Annotated in this window: 16 protein-coding genes; 7 read left to right on the top strand and 9 right to left on the bottom strand. The window is 66.7% G+C overall.

Features of this window, described 5'->3' with window-relative positions:
• Window positions 1-7 precede the first annotated feature (7 nt).
• The 5 genes from AC5P7E_RS04075 to AC5P7E_RS04055 are packed head-to-tail and all read right to left on the bottom strand — an operon-like array spanning window position 8 to window position 6370.
• On the bottom strand, window positions 8-991 hold the full coding sequence (locus tag AC5P7E_RS04075; RefSeq protein ID WP_005407527.1) for an AAA family ATPase: 984 nt from the start codon (window positions 989-991) through the stop codon (window positions 8-10).
• Between the two features lie 16 nt (window positions 992-1007).
• Window positions 1008-1718 carry a DUF4159 domain-containing protein gene (locus AC5P7E_RS04070; RefSeq protein ID WP_114618724.1) on the bottom strand — a complete coding sequence of 237 codons (711 nt, stop codon included), beginning with the start codon at window positions 1716-1718 and terminating at the stop codon, window positions 1008-1010.
• Window positions 1718-3052, bottom strand: coding sequence for a TldD/PmbA family protein (locus AC5P7E_RS04065; RefSeq protein ID WP_005407529.1), 1335 nt, complete (start codon window positions 3050-3052; stop codon window positions 1718-1720). The genes AC5P7E_RS04070 and AC5P7E_RS04065 overlap by 1 nt, the downstream gene beginning before the upstream one ends.
• Before the next feature lie 21 nt (window positions 3053-3073).
• Window positions 3074-4708, bottom strand: coding sequence for a TldD/PmbA family protein (locus AC5P7E_RS04060; protein ID WP_005407530.1), 1635 nt, complete (start codon window positions 4706-4708; stop codon window positions 3074-3076).
• A gap of 30 nt (window positions 4709-4738) precedes the next feature.
• Entirely contained in the window at window positions 4739-6370 is a 1632-nt protein-coding gene (locus AC5P7E_RS04055; protein ID WP_162792552.1) for a TldD/PmbA family protein, read from the bottom strand.
• A 686-nt stretch (window positions 6371-7056) separates the two neighbouring features.
• On the opposite strand from AC5P7E_RS04055, the gene AC5P7E_RS04050 reads away from it, so the two are divergent.
• Complete coding sequence (locus tag AC5P7E_RS04050) at window positions 7057-7671, top strand: DUF938 domain-containing protein (RefSeq protein WP_111174323.1); 615 nt, start codon at window positions 7057-7059, stop codon at window positions 7669-7671.
• Here AC5P7E_RS04050 and AC5P7E_RS04045 read toward each other — a convergent pair whose 3' ends face one another.
• The 3 genes from AC5P7E_RS04045 to AC5P7E_RS04035 form a co-directional block, all read right to left on the bottom strand.
• On the bottom strand, window positions 7672-8994 hold the full coding sequence (locus AC5P7E_RS04045) for a type II toxin-antitoxin system HipA family toxin (RefSeq protein WP_114618723.1): 1323 nt from the start codon (window positions 8992-8994) through the stop codon (window positions 7672-7674).
• Window positions 8995-8997: 3 nt separating this feature from the next.
• Complete coding sequence (locus AC5P7E_RS04040; protein WP_005407534.1) at window positions 8998-9255, bottom strand: helix-turn-helix domain-containing protein; 258 nt, start codon at window positions 9253-9255, stop codon at window positions 8998-9000.
• 161 nt (window positions 9256-9416) lie between these two features.
• Entirely contained in the window at window positions 9417-13103 is a 3687-nt protein-coding gene (locus AC5P7E_RS04035) for an indolepyruvate ferredoxin oxidoreductase family protein (protein WP_114618722.1), read from the bottom strand.
• Between the two features lie 171 nt (window positions 13104-13274).
• Between AC5P7E_RS04035 and AC5P7E_RS04030 the strand changes: the two genes are divergently transcribed.
• Window positions 13275-13910, top strand: a complete 636-nt coding sequence (locus AC5P7E_RS04030) for a tetratricopeptide repeat protein (RefSeq protein WP_005407536.1) — start codon at window positions 13275-13277, stop codon at window positions 13908-13910.
• A 586-nt stretch (window positions 13911-14496) separates the two neighbouring features.
• Here the strand turns inward: AC5P7E_RS04030 and AC5P7E_RS04025 are convergent.
• A complete protein-coding gene (locus AC5P7E_RS04025; RefSeq protein ID WP_005407537.1) occupies window positions 14497-15981 on the bottom strand; it encodes an AAA family ATPase in 1485 nt (494 codons plus the stop codon).
• 123 nt (window positions 15982-16104) lie between these two features.
• On the opposite strand from AC5P7E_RS04025, the gene AC5P7E_RS04020 reads away from it, so the two are divergent.
• Genes AC5P7E_RS04020 through AC5P7E_RS04000 form a run of 5 tightly spaced genes read left to right on the top strand, consistent with a single transcriptional unit; the run spans window position 16105 to window position 20372 of the window.
• Window positions 16105-16734: a nucleotide-binding protein gene (locus AC5P7E_RS04020; RefSeq protein WP_005407538.1), complete on the top strand. Its 630-nt coding sequence runs from the start codon at window positions 16105-16107 to the stop codon at window positions 16732-16734.
• Window positions 16735-16783: 49 nt separating this feature from the next.
• On the top strand, window positions 16784-17260 hold the full coding sequence (locus tag AC5P7E_RS04015; RefSeq protein ID WP_005407539.1) for a SixA phosphatase family protein: 477 nt from the start codon (window positions 16784-16786) through the stop codon (window positions 17258-17260).
• Window positions 17261-17264: 4 nt separating this feature from the next.
• The gene (locus tag AC5P7E_RS04010; protein ID WP_114618720.1) at window positions 17265-17882 is read left to right on the top strand and encodes a YceI family protein; all 618 of its coding nucleotides are present in this window, start codon (window positions 17265-17267) and stop codon (window positions 17880-17882) included.
• Window positions 17879-19927, top strand: coding sequence for a phospholipase D family protein (locus AC5P7E_RS04005; RefSeq protein WP_005407541.1), 2049 nt, complete (start codon window positions 17879-17881; stop codon window positions 19925-19927). The genes AC5P7E_RS04010 and AC5P7E_RS04005 overlap by 4 nt, the downstream gene beginning before the upstream one ends.
• 10 nt (window positions 19928-19937) lie before the next feature.
• The gene (locus AC5P7E_RS04000; RefSeq protein ID WP_005407542.1) at window positions 19938-20372 is read left to right on the top strand and encodes a hotdog fold thioesterase; all 435 of its coding nucleotides are present in this window, start codon (window positions 19938-19940) and stop codon (window positions 20370-20372) included.
• The last annotated feature ends 60 nt before the right edge of the window (window positions 20373-20432 follow it).

Raw genomic sequence — 20432 nt, 5'->3', positions numbered from 1 at the left:
GCGTGGCTCAACCCGGGAAGGGCACGGCCTGCAGCAGCGCGGCGACCACGTCGTCGGCACGCTTCTGCTCGGCCTCGGCGGCGAACGACAGCAGCAGGCGATGGCGCATCACCGGCGCGGCCAGCGCCTGCACGTCCTCGCGGGTGGCGGCGAAACGGCCCTGCAGCAGTGCGCGCGCTTTCGCTGCCAGCACCAGCGACTGGCCGGCACGCGGGCCGGCGCCCCACTTCACCCATTGGTTGATCGCCGCCGGAGCACCGTCGCCGGGCCGGCTGGCGCGCACCAGGCGGGTGATCCAGGCGAGCACATCGGGGCTGACATGCACCTGGCGCACCGCGGCCTGCAGCGCGATCACCGCGTCGGCATCCATCACCTTCGGCACCGCGTCGGTGGCACCGCCGGTGGTCTGTTCCAGGATCTGCCGCTCCTCGTCTTCGCTGGGGTAATCCACCAGCACGTGCAGCAGGAAGCGGTCCAGCTGCGCTTCCGGCAGCGGGTAGGTTCCGGCCTGCTCGATCGGGTTCTGCGTGGCCAGCACGAAGAACGGCGCGGGCAGCGCGTAGGTGGTACCGGCGTAACTGACCGTGCGCTCCTGCATCGCTTCCAGCAGTGCGGCCTGGGTCTTGGGCGGGGTGCGGTTGAGTTCGTCGGCCAGCAGCAGGTGGGTGAAGATCGGGCCCTGCTGGAAGCGGAAGTGGCGATGGCCGGTGCCGTGGTCTTCCTCCAGCAGCTCGGTGCCGAGGATGTCGCTGGGCATCAGGTCGGGGGTGAACTGCACGCGCCGGAACTGCAGCTCCAGTGCCTGGCCGAGCGAGCGCACCAGCAGGGTCTTGCCGAGCCCGGGTGCGCCTTCCAGCAGGCAGTGGCCGCCGGCCAGCAGGCCGATCAGCAGCTGCTCGACCACGGTGTTCTGGCCCACTACTGCGCGTGCGAGCGCGGCGCGCAGCTCATCCAGGCGCGGCAGCAGGGAATCGAGGTCGGGGGAGGTCATGGGCGTGCAGGTCCTATCAGTTGTTCAACGCGTACATCACGATGTTGACGCCGAAGCGGGTGTTGTCTTCGGCCAGGAAGCGCTTGTTGCGCCAGTCGTAGTCCCACTCGCAGCCGTAGTCCTTGTTGCTGTACAGCAGGCCCAGGCGGCCGTCGACCTCGATGCCCTTCAGGTAGTCGTGCACCAGGTCGTCGCCCCAGCCGTTGAGTTCGAAGCTGGTGGCAGGCGGGCCATCCGGGAAGCGGAAGAAACTGCGGTACAGCGGGTGGCTGTTGGGCAGCTTCTGCAATGCCCTGGGCCCGAACAGGCGACCCATCTGCGCCTCGAACGAGGTAGCGAACAGGCCGTCGATATCGTGGTTGCAGTCGTCGACGAAGACGAAGCCGCCATTGCGCACGTAGCGCACGAAGTTCTGCCGTTCGGCGGCGTTGAACTCCACCAGCGTGTGCCCGGCCAGGTAGCAGAACGGCGCTTCCAGCATGCGTGGGTCGGCCAGCGCCACCACGTGTTCCTGCGGGTCCACGCGCAGCGAGGTGTAGTCGATCAGCGAGGTGATCAGGTTGGACGGCATGCGCGCGTCCACGTCCCAGTCACCGGAGTCGTACTGAAGGCGGGTGAACCAGAAGTCGTAGCGCGAACTGCGCGGGCCTGCCTGTGCCCAGGCTGGCAGCGCCGCCGCCGCCGAAGCGGCAGCGGCCAACCAGCGCAGGCAGGCCCGGCGATCCATCAGACCGCGTCGGACAGCGAAGTGAAGGTGAAATCGCGCAGCTTCATCGGCGGGATCATCATCACGTAGCTGGATTCATCACCGGCCACGCGCACCGGCTTGCCCAGCTCTTCGATGTTGTTGAGCATGATCACCGGCGATTCGTTGAAGCGGAAGTTCTTCACCGGATGCTTGATCTGGCCGTTCTCGATGTAGAAGGTGCCGTCGCGGGTCAGGCCGGTCAGCAGCACGGTCTGCGGATCCACCATGCGGATGTACCAGGTGCGGGTAACCAGGATGCCCTTCTGGGTGCCGCGAACCAGTTCGGCGGTGCTCTTGTCGCCACCGCTCATCAGCAGGTTGCCCGGCGACGCCTTGGCGGTCTTGCCCTGCTTCTGCGCCCAGAAGCGCGAGTAGTCCAGGTTGGCGATCCTGCCGTTCTCGATGATGGCCATGCGCTCGCGGGGCAGGCCCTCGTTGTCCCAGGGCAGCACCGGTGCGTCCGGGTGCCACGGGTCGGCGATCATGGTCACGCGCGGGTCGTAGACCTGCTCGCCCAGCTTGTTGCCGCCGCCCTTCTTGGACAGGAAGCTGCGGCCTTCATCGGCCGAGCGTGCGCTGAAGAAGTTCATCATGAAGCTGATCAGGCCGGCCGCCGCAGCCGGCTCCAGGATCACCGTGTACTTGCCCGGTTCCAGCGCTTTGGCTTCGGCCGATTCGGTGGCCTTGCGCATGGCGATGCGGATGTCCTGGTCCGCCTTGAAGTCAGCCGCATCCTTCAGGTTGCGGCCGACCCAGCCCGAACCACGGCCATCCTCGGTGCGCACGGTGCAGGTGTAATTGAAGTTGGTGGTGCGCTGGTAGGCGAAGTTGCCGTTGCTGTTGGCGGTGGCCTGGAAGCCCTGGCCGTCTTCGAGGAAGCCGGCGGCGATCAGGCCATGGCCACGGCACGGCGCGATTGAATCTGCGGCAACCTTGGCACGGAACGCCGGATCGATCGCGGCAGTGGATTCGCTGAAGGTGGGGCTGGCGCGGTAGGTCTGCTTGCCGATGGCCGGCATGAACTCCGGGTTCTCCGGGGCCAGGCGGGCCAGGTCTTCGGCACGGCGCACCACGCGTTCCAGCGCGGCATCGTCGAACTCGTTGATCGAGGCCGTGCCGACGCGCTTGCCGAACGCAACGGTGACCGCCAGTTCGGTGTTGTCGACGATGCCGCTGGTGGAGACATTGTTCAGTGCGAAACGGATGTTGCCGTCGATCGCGCCGGCCAGCACGGCGGTGCATTCGTCGGCCTTGGACAGGGCGATGACCTTGTCGAGGATGGCCTTGGCCTGGGCTTCGGTGAAGATACTCATGGTGTAAGGGCTCCTGACCGATCAGCCGAGGCTGCGTGCGGTGTTGATGACGTTGATGCCGTTGAAGCGCGCGGTGGACGAACCGTGCGAGACCGCCGAGACCTGGCCCGGCTGGCCCTTGCCGTCGAAGAACGAACCGCCCAGGCGGTAGTCGCGCTCGTCGGCCACGGCGGTGCAGGCGTTCCAGAACTCCGGCGTGCGGATCTGGTAGGCCACGTCTTCCAGCATGCGGGTGATCTGGCCGTTCTTGATCTCGTAGAACAGCTGGCCGCCGAACTGCGCGTTGTAGCGCTGCTGGTCGATCGAGAACGAACCATCACCGATGATGTAGATGCCGTTCTCCACGTCCTTGATCAGGTCCGGCACGCTCAATGGCTTCTTGCCCGGTGCCATCGACACGTTGGCCATGCGCTGGAACTGCACGCTGGACCACGAGTCGGCATAGCAGCAGCCGTCGGACTCGGTCTTGCCGAGGATGTGGGCCTGGTCGCGGATGGTCTGGTAGTCCACCAGCTTGCCGTTGCTGATCAGGTCCCAGCGCTTGCACTTCACGCCTTCATCGTCGTACGCCACCGCGCCGAGGCTGCCCGGCTGGGTCTTGTCGGCGAAGATGTTGACCAGTTCGCTGCCGTACTGGAAATGCTGTTCGCGCTTGTCCAGGGTGGCGAAGCTGGTGCCGGCGTAGTTGGCTTCGTAGCCGAGCACGCGGTCCAGTTCCAGCGGATGGCCGATCGATTCGTGGATGGTCAGCCAGGTATGCGACGGGTCGAGCACCAGGTCGTACTTGCCCGGCTTCACCGACGGTGCCTTCAGCTTTTCCTGCGCCTGCCTGGCAGCGGCGATGGCGTCTTCCTTCATGTCGTAGGAAGAACTGTAGTTGACCACGCCATTGGGGCCGACCACCTTGCCTGCGGCGGCGCCATCCAGGTACTCGTAGCCCAGGCCCATCGGCGAGGACAGGCCCGAACGGGTGCGGAACTTGCCGCTGGACTTGTCGATGGCGGTGACCGTCATCGGCGCCCAGATACGGTGCACGTCCTGGTCGATGTAGGAGCCGTCGGTGGAGGCAAAGTACTTCTGCTCGTTGACCAGGAACAGCATCGAGTTGACGAAGCTGGCACCGGCGCCCATTGCGGCGGCGTTGACGTCCAGCAGCAGGCCGACCTTGTCCTTGATCGGCACCTCCATCGCATTCTTGCGGATCGGCGTGCGCCAGCTCACCTCACCGACGCCCGGCGCCTTGGCCAGCTGCACCGGCGCGGTCTGCACGCCGGCATTGGCCTTGGCGATCGCCGCCGCCTGCTGCGCGGCCTTGGCCACATCGGCCGTACCCAGCGCATTGGTGGCGGCAAAGCCCCAGGCACCGTTGACGATCACGCGGATGCCCACGCCGGTGGACTCGGTGTTCACCACGTTCTGCACCTTGTCCTCGCGGGTGATCACGAACTGCCGCAGGTAGCGGCCGATGCGCACGTCGCAGTAGGTGGCGCCGGCCTGGCGGGCGGCGGCCAGCGCCGCATCGGCCAGGCGCTTCTTCAGCCCCAGGTCCAGCGAGCTCTGCAGCTGTTCGGCAGCGATCACCTTGCCGAAGAAGGAGGGCACGATCAGCCCGCCCGCGGTAAGCCCGGTCAGGGCCAGGAAGTCACGTCTTTGCAAGGCTGCTCTCCATGTCGAAGGATGGGTGGCTCAAGCGCCGAGACTGCGCGCGGTGTTGATGATGTTGATGCCGTTGAAGCGGGTGGTGGACGAACCGTGCGAGACCGCCGAGACCTGGCCAGGCTGGCCCTTGCCGTCGAAGAACGAACCGCCCAGGCGGAAATCGCGTTCATCGCAGATGGCCGTGCAGGCATTCCAGAATTCCGGCGTTCGGATCTGGTAGGCCGCATCCTCGACCATGCCGGCGATCTTTCCGTCCTTGATCTGGTAGTACAGCTGGCCGCCGAACTGCGCGTTGTAGCGCTGCTGGTCGATCGAATACGAACCGCGGCCGTGGATCCAGATGCCGTTCTCCACGTCCTTGATCATGTCCTCGACGCTGAGCGGCTGCTTGCCCGGTGCCAGTGAGACATTGGCCATGCGCTGGAACTGCACGCTGGACCAGGAATCGGCATAGCTGCAGCCATGCGATGCATCGCGGCCGAGGATATGGGCCTCGTCGCGGGTGGCCTGGTAGTCAACCAGGATGCCGTCGCGCACCAGGTCCCAACGCTGCGTCTTCACCCCTTCATCGTCGTAGCCGACGGCGCCGAGGCTGCCCGGCTGGGTCTTGTCGGCGAAGAAGGTGACGATGTCGCTGCCCCAGCGGAAACCCGCATCGCGCTTGTCCAGGGTGGCGAAGCTGGTGCCGGCGTAGTTGGCTTCGTAGCCGAGCACGCGGTCCAGCTCCAGCGGGTGGCCGACGTTCTCGTGGATGGTCAGGAACAGGTTGGACGGGTCCAGCACCAGGTCGTACTTGCCGGGCTTTACCGACGGCGCCTTCAGCTTCTCGCGCGCGTGGCGGGCGGCCGCGATGGCGTCCTCGACCGGGTCGTAGGAATCGCGGTAGGCGGTGATGCCGCCGGGCAGCTGCACCTTGCCACTCGCATCGCCATCGAGGAACTCGTAGCCCATGCCCATCGGCGAGGACAGGCCAGCGCGGGTACGGAACCTGCCGCTGGCCTTGTCGATGGCGGTGGCGGTGAACGGCAGCCAGATGCGGTGGATGTCCTGGTCGATGAACGAGCCGTCGCTGGAGGCGAAGTACTTCTGTTCGTTGACCAGGAACAGGGTGGAATTGATGTAGTCGGCACCCGCATTCAGCGCGGCGGCGTTGAGCGCCAGAAGCAGTTCGACCTTGTCCTGGATCGGCACCGCCATTGCGTTCCTGCGGATCGGGGTCTGCCAGCGCACCTCGCCGACCGACGGCGTCGGCGCCAGCTGCACCGGCCGGGTCTGGATGCTGGCGTTGGCGCGTGCGATCGCGGCCGCCTGCTCGACTGCGGCGCGCACGGCGGCCTCGGTCTGCTGATGGGTGGCGGCGAAGCCCCAGGCGCCGTTGACGATCACGCGCACGCCCACGCCGGACGACTCGCGGTTGGTCACATTGCCGACCTGGTGTTCGCGGGTGATGACCGACTGGTTGAGATAGCGGCCGATGCGGACATCGCAGTAGCTGGCCTTGGCGGTGCGTGCGGTGGCCAGCGCCACGTCCGCCAGGCGCCTGCGCTGGGCGGTATCGACCGGGGCAAGCAGCTGCTCGGCGGCGATGGCACGGGAATGCGGCAGCAGCAGGCCCGCCAGGCCCAGACCGGAAAAAGCCAGGAACTCACGTCGTTGCACAGCGTTTCTCTCTCTCGCTTGCGTGCGGTTGGCAATGGGCCGGACCGATCACGTCAACTCCTCGACTTTCGCCAGCGCGGGGCGTGGGGACAAGTGACTGCAGTCATGGTTGGGGGTGTTTCGGCAGGGCTGCGCCCTGCACCTGCTCAGAGCCGGAGCAACAGCCACAGCAACAGCGGGCTTGCTGAGGGATGGCGGGGCGGTGTGGGTGGGCAGGACACGCCGTAAACCCGTCCCTGGGGGCTCGATGGCGCCATCCATGGCGCCAACGGTCCTGCCCACCCACACCGCCCCACCTCTGACAGCTGGCCGGTGGCTGTTGGTGGGTGCCGACCGTTGGTCGGCACATCTGTCAGATATCGAATGAAATTCGGGGTCAGATCCGTTTTCCTGCGGAAAACGGATCTGACCCCAAGAGTGTTTCCGACAGATCGCGGCCAACTGTCGAAGGCGGGGTGGGTCCGGTTGCGGGGGTGTCCGCGGCATGGATGCCGCGGCCAAGCCCCCACGGACGGGTTTACGGCGTCCCCCGCAACCGGACCCACCCCGCCATCCCACAGGAAGCCCGCTGTTGCTGTTGCTTTGGCTGTTGCCGTTGCTCCGGCTTCTGCGGGTGCAGGGCGCAGCCCTGCCGAGCAACACCCCCTCGTGCACAATGGAGCCGACCCCGCCTGGACCCCGTCCTGATGTCGAGCAAGCCGTATTCAGAAGCCTGCGAACGCAACCGCGAACCGATCGCGGCCGCGCTCGACCCGTGGATGGGCGACCGCCATCGGGTGCTGGAGATCGGCAGTGGCACCGGCCAGCATGCGGCCTTCTTCGCCGAGCGCTGGCCGTGGCTGCGTTGGCAGCCCAGCGATCACCCGGACCATCTGCCCGGCATCGAGGCCTGGCGCGCCGAGGCGGCGCTGCTGAACCTGCTGCCGCCGGCGGCGCTGCAGGTGGAACTGCCACCGGCGCCCGGGCTCAGCCTGCCACAGGGCAGCACGTTCGATGCGGCGTTCACTGCCAATACCCTGCACATCATGGGCTGGGAGCACGTGCAGGCGTTGTTTGCCGCGCTGCCGCCGCTGCTGCGCCACGGTGCGCTGCTGGCGGTCTACGGCCCGTTCAACTACGGCGGCCGCTACACCAGCGACAGCAACGCGCAGTTCGATGCGTGGCTGAAGGCACGTGACCCGCGCAGCGGCATACGCGATGTGGAAGCCGTGCAGGCGCTGGCCGAGGACAACGGCTTCACCCGCCTGCGCGACGTGGTGATGCCGGCCAACAACCGCCTCCTGCTGTGGCGGTTGGGGTGATCAAGCCTCGGGGGCCATGCTGGAAAGGCGTGCTGCCGCAGCACGAAGTCCGTTGAAAATCGGTTCGGACACGTTTGAGGGGAAGTCATCCGGGAGCTGACGGGTGACCTGCTGGATGGCGGGCTCGACGGCCGCGATCAATGTCTTGATCCATGGTTCTGCACCATCGGCAACGCCGCAGGCGCGCGCGGTTTCATTCCAGTGCCGCCGTCGCACAAGGTGCAGTTTCCGGTGGCGGTTCTTGCCATGTACGGCCATGGCGAGCTGTGCGTTTCGTGGATCGAGTTGATTGGGTCCCCTGCCGAGGATGGGATATACCGACAGCACGTCGTAGACGGGCGTCAGGCGGAAGCGTCCACCGGCTTCCAGGTGAACACTGAAATTCTTGGCATGGCCGTCGGTTGCGGCCAGCATCCAGAAAAGAATCTGCGTCTTGAAGAAGATCGCGCGATCCTCGGGGTGTTCGGACTGTCGAAGCAGATCCATGATCGGAACGATACCGGGGCCGCCATCGGATTCATACTTTCTGGCAGCCGGCAGACCAAAGACCTGACACATGTCTTCCTGTGGCAGTCGCAGCCACCACCGGCGGTCGGCAGACAGGCGACGGTCAAACCGCTCGACAATGAGAGCACGTTGGTCGTTGAAGCGGCCCATCTGCGTCTCGGCCACGGGGATATCAAAGGCGGAAAGCAGATGCATGCACAGCCATTCATTCTCCACGGACTGATGCATGTCTGCCCGCATGTTGCCAACAATGCCAAGCGGCAGCTTGAAGATGTGAGTGGATGGTGTGTTGCCGGTAGGAATGCACCATTTGCCAGCATGCAGCAGAAGACCGGTCTTTTCCTGCGCACCGGCGATGGAAATGCGGAATGCATCATCACGGCTGGGTGCGCCAGGCAGGTTCCCTGTCGTCACCTGACGCAGGATCGTAGCGACACCTGCTTCGTCCAACACCTCGCACGTGATCTGCTGGATGTCTTCGGGTGGACGCGCTGGCGGCAACAGCTGCACTGCGCCGACACAATCCCGTCCAATGGCTTCAAGAAGATCGAACGTATCGCTGCCGCGCGTGGCGAACCGGTCGCGGATCCGGTTGCGTATGGCGACGTTATCGGGAAGAAGGTTATCGAAGTAGTCGTTGACGACGCTGCCCCGATGGCTCTCGCCATCTGGGAGCAGGGGTAGAGAGAGCGACAACGGTCGGGACTGGGGCGAGCTGATCCACTGGCTGACATACGACAACCGGGATGACCCGTTCCGGACATCATCCCAAAGTGCGACTTCCACACCATTCATCCAGACCTGCAGCGTACCCATGGCTCACCACTCCAATGACGACGTGTTCTCCTGGGGACTTCGTTGCTGGAGGCTGACCTCCAGACCCAGCACCGCCCAGATCCGCATCAGGCGTTCAAAACTTGCCGATGCAGGGTCGCGTTCCAGCGCGCCCACTGCCTGGCGGCTGATCCCGAGTCGCTCCGCCAGCTGAGCCTGGCTCAGGCCCGCCTGGCGCCGGAAAGCACGCATCAGGGGCGCAAGTTGTTGGGCTGTCCTCACTGTGTGCAGCGGCCTGTCCATACCGGCAGTCCTCAAGGAAAGATGACCGTACGCCAACGCGTACGCAAAGGATAGGTTGCTTTACGACAAGCAACCTATCGCTTTCTCGCTGAGGAGGCAACCTATCGATTGCTATATCGCTATGCAACCTATAGGTTGCCTTTCCATGACGCAGCGCCGCGTCAAGCCACCTGCACGATGTGCAGTGCCTTCGGGTTCCGCCACTGCGCCAGCAGCGTGGCTTCCCGCGCCTTGGCCTGCGCGAAGTGGGCTTCCTTGACGTGGCCGAAGCCGCGGATGTGCTCGGGGATGCTGGCAATCTCCACCGCCAGCGCCAGGCGGTCGTCATCCAGGCCATCCAGCAGCACCTGCACGGTCGCCTCGTAGTCACCGATCAGCTTGCGCTCCATGCGGCGTTCCTCGGTGCGGCCGAACACGTCGAGTCGGCCGCCACGCAGGAACTTCAGCTTGGCCAGCAGGCCGAAGGCCTTGAACATCCACGGGCCGTATTCCTTCTTCAGCAACCGGCCCTGCTCGTCCTTCTTCGCGAACAGCGGCGGCGCCAGGTGGAAGCGCAGCTGGTAATCGCCCTCGAACTGCTGCTGCAGGCGGCGCTGGAAGTCGCCGCTGGTGTACAGGCGGGCCACTTCGTACTCGTCCTTGTAGGCCATCAGCTTGAACAGGTAGCGGGCGACGGTCTCGGTCAGCGCGGTGGAACCGCCGATGCGCTCGGCTTCGGCGGCGCGCACGCGCTCGACCAGGCTGCGGTAGCGGTTGGCGTAGGCAGCGTCCTGGTAATCGACCAGGAAGGCGGCGCGACGCTCGATCATTTCGTCCAGCGAACGCGACAGGCGTGAGTCGTCCAGCGGCAGGAATGCCACGTCGCCACCGTGCGAGGGCAAGCCACGCAGCTCGCGTTCGTCGCCGGTGTTGCGCGGTGCCGCGGTGGCACCCCATTCGTTGCCCTCCCACTCGCCCGGCGGCAGCGGATGCAGCGGGCCGGGGGTGGACTCGGTATCGGTGTGGCGGTTGCGCACCAGGCCGGCGGCCTGCTGCACGGCCTGCGGGTCGACCACGGCCAGGCGGCCCCAGGCAAAGGCCTGCTGGTTCATCGCCACGGCGGCGCCATTGAGTTCGATGGCGCGCATCAGCGACTCGAACGACAGCGGCACCAGGCCCTGCTGCCAGGCGTAGCCGAGGATGAACAGGTTGGCGGCGATGGCATCGCCCAGCAGCGCGGTGGCCAGCTGGGTGGCATCGAGCAGCAGCGGCTCCTGGCCGCCCAGGGCTACGCGCACGCCGGCGATGATGTCGGCGGCGGGGAACTGCATGTCCGGACGGGTGGTGAACGTGCCCGGCATCGCTTCGTAGGTGTTCAGCACCACCTGCGAACGGCCGGCGCGCACCTTCGAAAGCGCCCAGTAGTCGTTGACCACCACCATGTCGCAACCCAGCACCAGGTCGGCTTCACCGGCGGCGATGCGCACGGCGTGGATGTCATCCGGGCGGCGTGCGATGCGGATATGCGTGGTCACCGCGCCACCCTTCTGCGCCAGGCCGGTCTGGTCGAGCACGGTCGCGCCCTTGCCTTCCAGGTGGCCGGCCATGCCCAGCAGTGCACCGATGGTCACCACGCCGGTACCGCCGACGCCGGTGATCAGGATGTTCCAGGGCTGTTCCAGCGTGCCGCGGATGGTTGGTGCCGGCAGATTGTCCAGCAGCGTGGAGGCATCGCGCTTGCTGCCCTTGCGCGGCTGGCCACCGTGTACGGTGACGAAGCTCGGGCAGAACCCGTTCACGCACGAATAGTCCTTGTTGCAGTTGGACTGGTCGATCTCGCGCTTGCGCCCGAACTCGGTTTCCTTCGGCAGCACCGACACGCAGAAGCTCTTCTTGCCGCAGTCGCCGCAACCTTCGCAGACCAGCGAATTGATCAGCACCCGCTTCTGCGGATCTTCCAGCTTGCCGCGCTTGCGGCGGCGACGCTTCTCGGTGGCGCAGGTCTGTTCGTAGATCAGGATCGAAACACCCTTCACTTCGCGCAGGCGCTTCTGCACCTCCTCCAGTTCGCTGCGGTCGTGGAACTCCACGTCGCTGGGGAAGTGCTCGCGCTGGCCGGTCCACTTGCCGATGTTGTCCGACAGCACCACGATGGTGTGGATGCCTTCGGCGCGCATCTGCTTTGCGATGTCGGGCACGCTCAACGGGCCGTCCACCGGCTGGCCGCCAGTCATCGCCACCGCGTCGTTGTAGAGGATCTTGTAGGTGATGTTGACGCCGGCCGCGACCGCCTGGCGGATCGCCAGCGAGCCGCTGTGGAAATAGGTGCCGTCGCCCAGGTTCTGGAACACGTGCGGGGTATCGGTGAACGGCGCCTGCCCGGCCCAGGTCACGCCTTCGCCGCCCATGTGGGTGAAGGTGTCGGTGCTGCGGTCCATCCAGGTCACCATGTAATGGCAACCGATGCCGGCCAGTGCCCGCGAGCCTTCCGGCACCTGGGTGGAGGTGTTGTGCGGGCAGCCCGAGCAGTAGTGCGGCACGCGCGGGAAGCTGGCGCGCGGCAACGCAAGCTCGGCTTCCTTCTGCTGCATCCACTGCAGGCGTTGTTCAATGGATTCGTTGTTGAAGAACTTCTGGATGCGGCGGCCGATCACGCCGGCAATGGTGGCCGGGGTCAGTTCACCGGTGGACGGCAGGATCCATTCGCCACTCTCGTCGTACTTGCCGACGATGGACGGGCGCTGGCCCCAGCTGGCCGGCCAGTTGAAGAACTGTTCCTTCATCTGGCGCTCGATGAAGGCACGCTTCTCCTCCACCACGATGATGTCTTCCAGCCCCTGCGCGAAGCGCGCGATGCCCTGCGGTTCCAGCGGCCAGGTCATGCCGACCTTGTACACGCGGATGCCGATGTCGGCGCACGCGGCTTCGTCCAGGCCCAGGTACTCCAGCGCCTGCAGCACGTCCAGGTAGCTCTTGCCGGTGGTGACGATGCCCAGCCGCGCGCGCGGCGCATCCATCACCACCTTGTCGATGCCGTTGGCGCGGGCAAAGGCCTGCGCGGCCTTCACCGCATAGCGGTGCAGGCGCATTTCCTGGTCCAGCGGCGGGTCCGGCCAGCGGATGTTGAGGCCACCCGACGGCATCTCGAAGTCTTCCGGCAGCACGATGCGGCGCGCCATCGGATCGACCTGCACCGACGCCGACGATTCCACCGTCTCGGCGATCGTCTTGAAGCCGACCCAGCGGCCGGTATAGCGGCTCATCGCCCAGCCCAGCAGGCCCATGTCGAGGATGTCCTGCACGCCGGCCGGGTTCAGCACCGGCATCATCGCGCTGACGAACTCGTCCTCGCTGCCATGCGGCAGGGTCGAACTGCGGCAGGCATGGTCATCGGCGGCCAGTGCCAGCACGCCACCATAGCGCGAGGTGCCGGCCGCATTGGCATGCTTGAACACGTCGCCGCAGCGGTCCACGCCCGGTCCCTTGCCGTACCACATGCCGAACACGCCCTGCACGTTGGCGCCGGGGAACAGGTTGGTCTGCTGGGTGCCCCATACCATGGTGGCGCCCAGGTCCTCGTTCAGGCCGGGGGTGAACTTCACCTTGGCCGCTTCCAGATGCTTGCGCGCGCGCCACAGTTCCAGGTCGAAGCCACCCAGCGGGCTGCCACGGTAGCCACTGACGAAGCCGGCGCTGTCGATGCCTTCGGCGGCATCGCGCAGGCGCTGCATCAGCGGCAGCCGCACCAGCGCCTGCACGCCACTCAGGTAGATCCGCCCCTCGTTGCGGGTGTACTTGTGGTCGAGCGTGTAATCACGGTCGAGCAGGTCGGCGGAGGAGGGCGAAGTGAGTTGCGCGGTACTGGTCATGGCTGGCCCGGTAGGATCGGCTGGCACCGGCCGCGTGCGGGCACGCGGCGGGAAAGGCGCGAATTGTAGCAGCGGGGCCGTGGTGGGCCCGGCACTCGCGCCCGCGCCGCTGCTGGGGTTAGGATCGGGGCGAGAGAGGGAGGCTGCGGTTGTGCAGCCTGGGGAGAAGGGATGTCAGTTCCAGGAAAGATCCTGGCCAGCGTGCTGCTGGCCTCGGGAGCGGCCACGGCGTGGGCCGCGCCGGCCATGCCGGCACCACAGGAGTTCTACTTTGACAGCGACCTGGCGGCGGCACCGATGGTGGCGATGCAGGGCGAGGGCGATGAGCTGGTCACCCAGCTGGTGAGGTTGCGCGAGCGCGGCCGGCGCGCGGTGGAAGCCACCGTGCAGCTGGCTTCGGTGGCCAGCACCCAGGGCCGTGCCGAGCTGGCCGACCAGCTGTATGGCGAGGCCCTGAAGGAGGCGCCGGCACAGAGCAGCGCGGGCCGCAGCGTGCGTTGGAACTATGGCTGGGACCTGCTGCGCCAGGGCAAGCCGGAGGCGGCGCTGGAGCAATGGTTGTCGTCGGCCGGCAATGCGCGCAGCAAGCCCAGCTGGGTGCCACCCACGTACGCGCTGGCCCTATGGCGGATGGGGCAGAAACAGGAGGCCGTGCAGTGGTATGCCGCAGCAGTGCGTACCGAGCCGTCGCAATGGAGCACCAGTGCCAATTACGCGCAGCTGCTGCCGCAGTGGCGCGAGGATGAGCGCGCGTCGTTGGCCGAGGTGCAGCAGGCCTGGGCGGCCGCACCGCCTGCCTGGCCCTGAGGGAGGAGGTTCGGCCGGGTTGCACCCGGCACCCGCAGAGGCAACAGCTGAAGCAACAGCCGAAGCAACAGCCGAAGCAACAGCAACAGCGGGCAATCCGCGGGATGGCGGGGCGGTGTGGGTTGGCAGGACACGCCGTAAACCCGTCCCTGGGGGCTCGATGGCGCCATCCATGGCGCCAACGGTCCTGCCAACCCACACCGCCCCACCTCTGACGGTTCAACGCTGCTGTTGGTAGGTGTCGACCTTGGTCGACACGGTAGATCCACGCCATGCGTGGATGAATCTGCATCGGAATCGAGTATTCGATATCTGATCGAAGCGCAGCCGAGCGTGGGCTCGGCTCTACAAAAAGCAGCCAGCCAAGCGCTTTTGCTCTTCTTCTTCCTTCTACGTGGCTGATCGCCCCCGGAAACTGTCAGGGGCCGGGTGGGTAGGCTGCGCAGGGGCGTGAGCCGCATGGATGCGGCGACCGAGCTTACAGGGACGTACTTGCAGCGTCCCCTGCGCGGCCTACCCGCCCGGCCAACTGCGGCTGTTGCTTTCAGCGACCAGCCACGAGGGGCTGCGCCGTTCGCTGGAAACCTCAATCGTCCGCGGAAACCGTCCGCCCCGACGCCCATGCCCGCAGTGCCTCGACCTGCTCGGCCATCAGCACCGACAGCGGCCGCGTCGCACGGATCTCGTTCATCAGCAGCTCGGTATCCAGCGGCCGCCCTTCGGCGTGCGCCGCATACAGCCCGGCCACGATCGCCTGCTCGATCTCCGCACCTGAGAAACCATTCGCCGCGGCCGCCAGCGCTGGCAGCGCGAAGTCGTCGGCATTGAGCTGGCGCCGACCCAGATGCAGTCGCAGCAGTTCCACGCGCACCTCCGGCGAAGGCAGGTCAACGAAGAAGATCTCGTCGAAGCGGCCCTTGCGCAGCAGCTCGGCAGGCAGCTCGTGCACCTGGTTGGCAGTCGCCACGATGAACACCGGTGCCTTGCGCTCGGCCATCCAGGTCAGCAGATGGCCCAGCACGCGGCGTGACACGCCACCGTCCTCGCCACCGCTGGCCAGGCCCTTCTCGATTTCATCCATCCACAGCACGCAGGGCGCCAGCTGCTCGGCCGAGGCCAAGGCCTGGCGCAGGTTGGCCTCGGTCTCGCCGTGGTACTTGTTGTACAGCGCGCCCACGTCCAGGCGCAGCAGCGGTACGCCGAAACCGGCGGCGGTGGCCTTGGCCAGCATCGACTTGCCGCAACCCTGCACGCCCAGCAGCAGCATGCCGCGCGGTGGGTCCAGCCCGGCCGGTGCGGAGCCAGCGATGAACGCCACACGCCGCTGGTTGATCCAGCGCTTGAGCCGGTTGGCGCCGGCCACGTCGCCGAACCGCGCGCTGTCATGCTCGAAGAACAGGTGGCCGCTGCGGTTGAGCAGCTCGAACTTCAGCCGTGCCAGCTGCGGCAGGTCGTCGTCGCGCAGCGCGCCGTCGGCGTAGATCAGCTGCCGGGCGATGCGCCGGGCATCGACCAGGCTCAGGCCCTGCAGGTTCTTCAGGATCTTCTTCACCGCCTCGCTGTCGACTTCTACCCGGCGGCCGCCATGCTCGCGCGCATAGGCGTCGGCCTCCTCGCGCAGCATCTTCAGCAGGGCGTTGGCATCGGGCAGGCGCGGGTTGAAGCGCACCGCCAGTGCTTCCAGCTCGGCCGGCAGTTCTACTTTGGCGCCGATCAGCACCAGCACATGCGGTTCGCTGTGGCGGCGCTGGATCAGGTCGCGCAGGGCGCGCTGGTGGCTGGCATAGCCCAGGTAGGGGTGGAAATCGAGCAGCAGGTAGACCCCGCGCTGGTCCGCCTGGCGGATCATCTGCAGGGCCGCGCTGGCATCGGGTGGCCCGACCGGAGGGTCTTCGCTGTCCAGGTCGATGCGGCGCAGACCCTCGGTGATCGACCACCGGTGCAGCGCCCGCCAGACGTGCATCAGCGTCTGCCGGAACAGGTCGACGATGCGACCCTCGTCCTGGGTCTCGATCACGATCAGGGGGGTGTTGGCGCGGATCAGTGCGCTCAGGTCCTGCAGCTCGCTCATGCCGGTTCGATCCTTCGGGGGCGCCACGATAGCAAAGGCGATGGCCGCAGGTTCAGCGCGGTGCTACCTCCCGTCACCACCGCCGGTGTACGCTCGGGGCACGTACCCGGAAGCGAGGCTGGCATGAAGACGATCCTGGTGGCCGGTTCCAAGGGCGGGGTGGGCAAGACCACCGTCGCCACCCACCTGGCCGCGTACGCGGCATTGCAGGGCAGGGCCACGGTGATCGCCGACGCCGACCCTCAGGGCTCCAGCACCCGCTGGGCGCAACGGCGGGCCGGGCTGGAAAGCGCGGTGCTCCCCATTGATGTGTATCGGAAGAAGCAGTGGGCGCAGAAGCTGCCCGATGGCACCGAAACCGTCATCATCGATGCACCGGCGGGTGCGTTGGCCGACGATATCCCCCATTTTCTTGACGCTGCCGACGCGGTGGTGGTGCCGGTGCTGCCCTCGGCGCTCGACATCGAAGCCATCGTCGGCTTCCTCAACAGCCTGGCCCAGAACCCGCGGGTGCACAGCCGCAAGCTGCCGGTGGGGCTGGTCCTCAACCGCACCAAGCCCTGGACCCAGACCTCGCAGCAGGCGTTGCAGATGCTGGCCGAATGGCCGTACCCGGTGGTCGCGCAGCTGCGTGACAGCCAGAGCTACGTGGTCATGACCGGCCTCGGCCGCAGCCTGTTCGACTACCGCTCGGCCCAGGTGCGCGAGCATCAGGCCGACTGGGAGCCGCTGCTGTCCTGGCTCAAGCTTTGATGCCTGCGTCACTCTTCCTGCTGCATCCTCTTCTTCATGGAAACCCGCGATGCGTGAACTGATCCTGCTGCGCCATGCCCATGCCGAACCGGCTACCCCCGGCCAGGCCGACCTCGACCGGCCGTTGTCGCCGGTGGGGCTCGCCGAAGCCGAAGCCGCCGGCAAGTGGCTGAAGGAGAACAACCTGCTGCCGGACTGCGTGCTGTGCTCACCGGCGCGGCGTACCCGCGAAACCCTGGAAGCCGTGCTCGGCACCATCGGTTACGTGGAAAAGCGCCTGGAAGACCGCATCTACGAAGCCACCCCCGGCACCCTGGCGGCATTGGTGGACGACCGCCGTGATCTCGACCGGGTGCTGATCGTCGGCCACAACCCGGGCCTGGAGCGGCTGGTGGCGTTGATGACCGAGGGCACCAGCAGCGACTACCGCGGCATGCCGCCGGCCGGCATCGCCGTGCTCGGCTTCCCGCGCGAGGCCTCGATCGAGCCAGGCGTGGCCAGCCTGAACGCATTCTGGTGGCCGTGATCCGATGAGCCTGGCGCGGCGCAGCCGCTATCTGCTGCCCGCGCTGCTGGCACTCGGCCCGGCCTGGGCGGCCGTGCCCACGCCGACCACCCTGCCACCGGTGGTCGCCGAAGCGCACCGGGTAATGCGCCTGGATACCCAGCGTTCGCAGATCGGCTTCGAGGTGCGCACCCGTTTCGGGCAGCGTATCGAAGGCCTGTTCCCGCACTTCGAAGGGCGCATCGAGATCCTCTCCGACGGCCGCCACCAGGTGCACCTGAAGATGTTCACGCGCTCGGTCGAGATCCCCGGCAAGGCGCGCTATACCGGATGGATGCGCGGCGAGGAGTTCTTCGATGCCGGCCGCCATCCGGTGGTCGAGTTCGACTCGCTGCCGTACTGGCCGGAAACCGTGGAGAGTGGTGGCGACATCAACGGCCGGCTGACCCTGCGCGGGATCAGCCACCCCGAGACACTGAAGGTCGAGAAGGCGGAGTGCGCCCGACCCGGCTATGATTGCGACGTCGTCGGCCGCGGTACCGTGCAGCGAGGCCGGTATGGCATGGACAGCTGGCAGCTTGCCTTGAGTGACCGAGTGACTTTCGTATTGCGTGCGCGCCTGAGCGAGGCGCCGAAACCGTGAACCTCCTGCTGCGTGTACTGGCGCTGGCAACCGTGTTGCTGGGCAGCGGTTGTGCATCGCTGTCGAATGCCGAGCGCGACCGCGCCGAGGCAATCGCCGTGCAGGCACGTTCGACCGTGGTCGACTGCCAGCGTGCAGACCGCTGTGCACAGGATTCGCCGCTGCGGGCGCTGGCCGGCCGGGCGTTCACCGAATCCACCCCGGAACGACCGCGCCACTACGCCACCCTGCTCGATGAGGGCGAGGGCGCCCTGGTCGCACGCCTGAACCTGCTGCGCAGCGCCACCCGCAGCATCGACCTGCAGACCTACATCTTCGACAAGGACGACAGCGCCCGTCTGGTCATCGACGAACTGCTGGCCGCATCGCGGCGCGGGGTGAAGGTGCGGCTGCTGATCGACCAGCTCTCGGCGATCTCCGACCTGCAGATCCTCGGCGCCCTGTCCGGCGCCCACCAGAACTTCCAGCTGCGGGTCTACAACCCGACCTTCGGCAAGGCCCGGCTGAACTACTTCGACTATGCCGGCAGCGTGCTGTGCTGCTTCCGCCGGTTCAACCAGCGCATGCACAACAAGCTGCTGGTGATCGACGATGCGATCGGCGTGGTCGGTGGCCGCAACTACCAGGACGACTATTACGACTGGGACCGCGAGTACAACTTCCGCGACCGCGATGTACTGATCGCCGGCCCGGAAGCACGTGCGATGGCGGCCAACTTCGACGCGTTCTGGCGCGCACACCGCAGCGTGCCGGCCGAGCGCCTCAACGACGTGGGCCGCACGTTGCTGCGCGAGGGCGTGCCAACGCTGCCGCCGGCCAGCTTCCGCCGCCCGGAACGGGTACAGCGGGTCAGTGCCGAAGCCAACGACACCGAGTTCGTCACCCGTTCCTTCGTCGATACCGCGCTACCGGTGGCTTCGGTGCGCTACGTGGCCGACCTGCCACGCAAGCATCGCCGCGAGAAGGCCGATGCACCGCTGGCCGGCCAGCATGTGACCGAGCCCCAGCTGGATGCGCTGATCGCCAGTGCGCAGAAGGAAGTGATCCTGCAGACGCCGTACCTGGTGCTGTCCAAGCCGGCGCAGAAGCTGTTCCGTGAACTGCGCAAGCGCCCGCAGCCACCGCGCGTGGTGGTGTCCAGCAACAGCCTGGCGGCGACCGACAACCCGATCGTGTATGCGTTGTCGTACAAGTACAAGCGGCGCAACATGCGCGAACTGGGCTTCAACATCTTCGAATACAAGCCGTTCCCGCTGGACGCGCCGGTTGACTACCGCAACCTGCTGCCCGACCCGATCGCTGCGCCCGGGGGGGAAGACGAGGGCGGTCGCAATCCGCTGATCGGTGGCAGTGCTGCCGGCAGCAACGCACGCGGTGGCAGCAGCAGTGGTTCGGATGCCGGCAGCAGGCAGGGCCCGTTGAATCGCCACAGCGATGGTGCCTACGACAACGCACGCGCACGCCGTCGCGCCGCCGGCAGCGAGGTGGAAACGCGCCTGCTGCGCACCGAGACGCGGCCGTCGTTCCTGGGCAGCAAGGCGGTCAACAAGCCGTTGCCGGTCACCCGCAAGGGCGCGCGCATGGGCCTGCACGCCAAGTCGCTGGTGGTCGACCGCCGCATCGGCGTGGTCGGCACCCACAACTTCGATCCGCGCAGCGAGAACTACAACACCGAAGGCGCGGTGATCATCGACGACCCGGTTTTTGCCGAGGAACTGGCGCAGAGCATCCTGCGTGACACCCACCCACAGAACTCCTGGACGGTGGCGCCACGGGCCAAGCCACCGGTGCTGTCGGGGCTGAACTACAGCGTCGGCAAGGCCTCCGAAGCGCTGCCCATCCTTGATTTCTGGCCCTGGCGCTACGCCACCGACTACGAGTTCAAGCCCGGCCCGGAGTGCCCGCAGCCGCTGCCGCGGCAGGATCCTGATTTCCATCGCTGCTACGTCGCCGTCGGCGACTTCCCCGAAGTCAACGTCGGCCCGAAGTGGCTGCTGGTGCGCATGCTGACCGCATTCGGCGCCGGTCTCGTTCCCATCCTCTGAAGGTACCCGCATGGCCCAGGTGTTCCGCGAAGCCGTTTCCATCGAGCAGCTCAACGCGCTCAGCCGCAACACGGCGATTGAATCCCTGGGCATCGTCTTCAGTGCCGCCGGCGAGGACTGGCTGCAGGCCACCATGCCGGTGGATGAGCGCACCCGCCAGCCCTACGGCATCCTGCACGGCGGTGCCTCGGTGGTGCTGGCCGAGACCCTGGGCAGCAGCGCCGGCAACCTGTGCGTGGATACCGGCAAGCAGGTCTGCGTGGGCCTGGAAATCAATGCCAACCACGTGCGTGCCGTGCGCTCGGGCACGGTCACCGGCACCGCCCGCGCGCTGCACGTCGGCCGCAGCACCCAGCTGTGGGAGATCCGCATCGAGGACGAGCAGGGCCGCCTGGTATGCATCTCGCGGCTGACCCTGGCGGTGGTGGCTGCCGGTCACGGCTGAGCCCCCCTGGGGCTCGTTGACGGCAGCGGAACCCAGCGTTCCCCGCCGATTGCCCCGGTC

The organism is Stenotrophomonas sp. YJH_SMC_25 (assembly GCF_059369595.1).
This window is presented reverse-complemented; position numbering and strand designations above follow the sequence as displayed.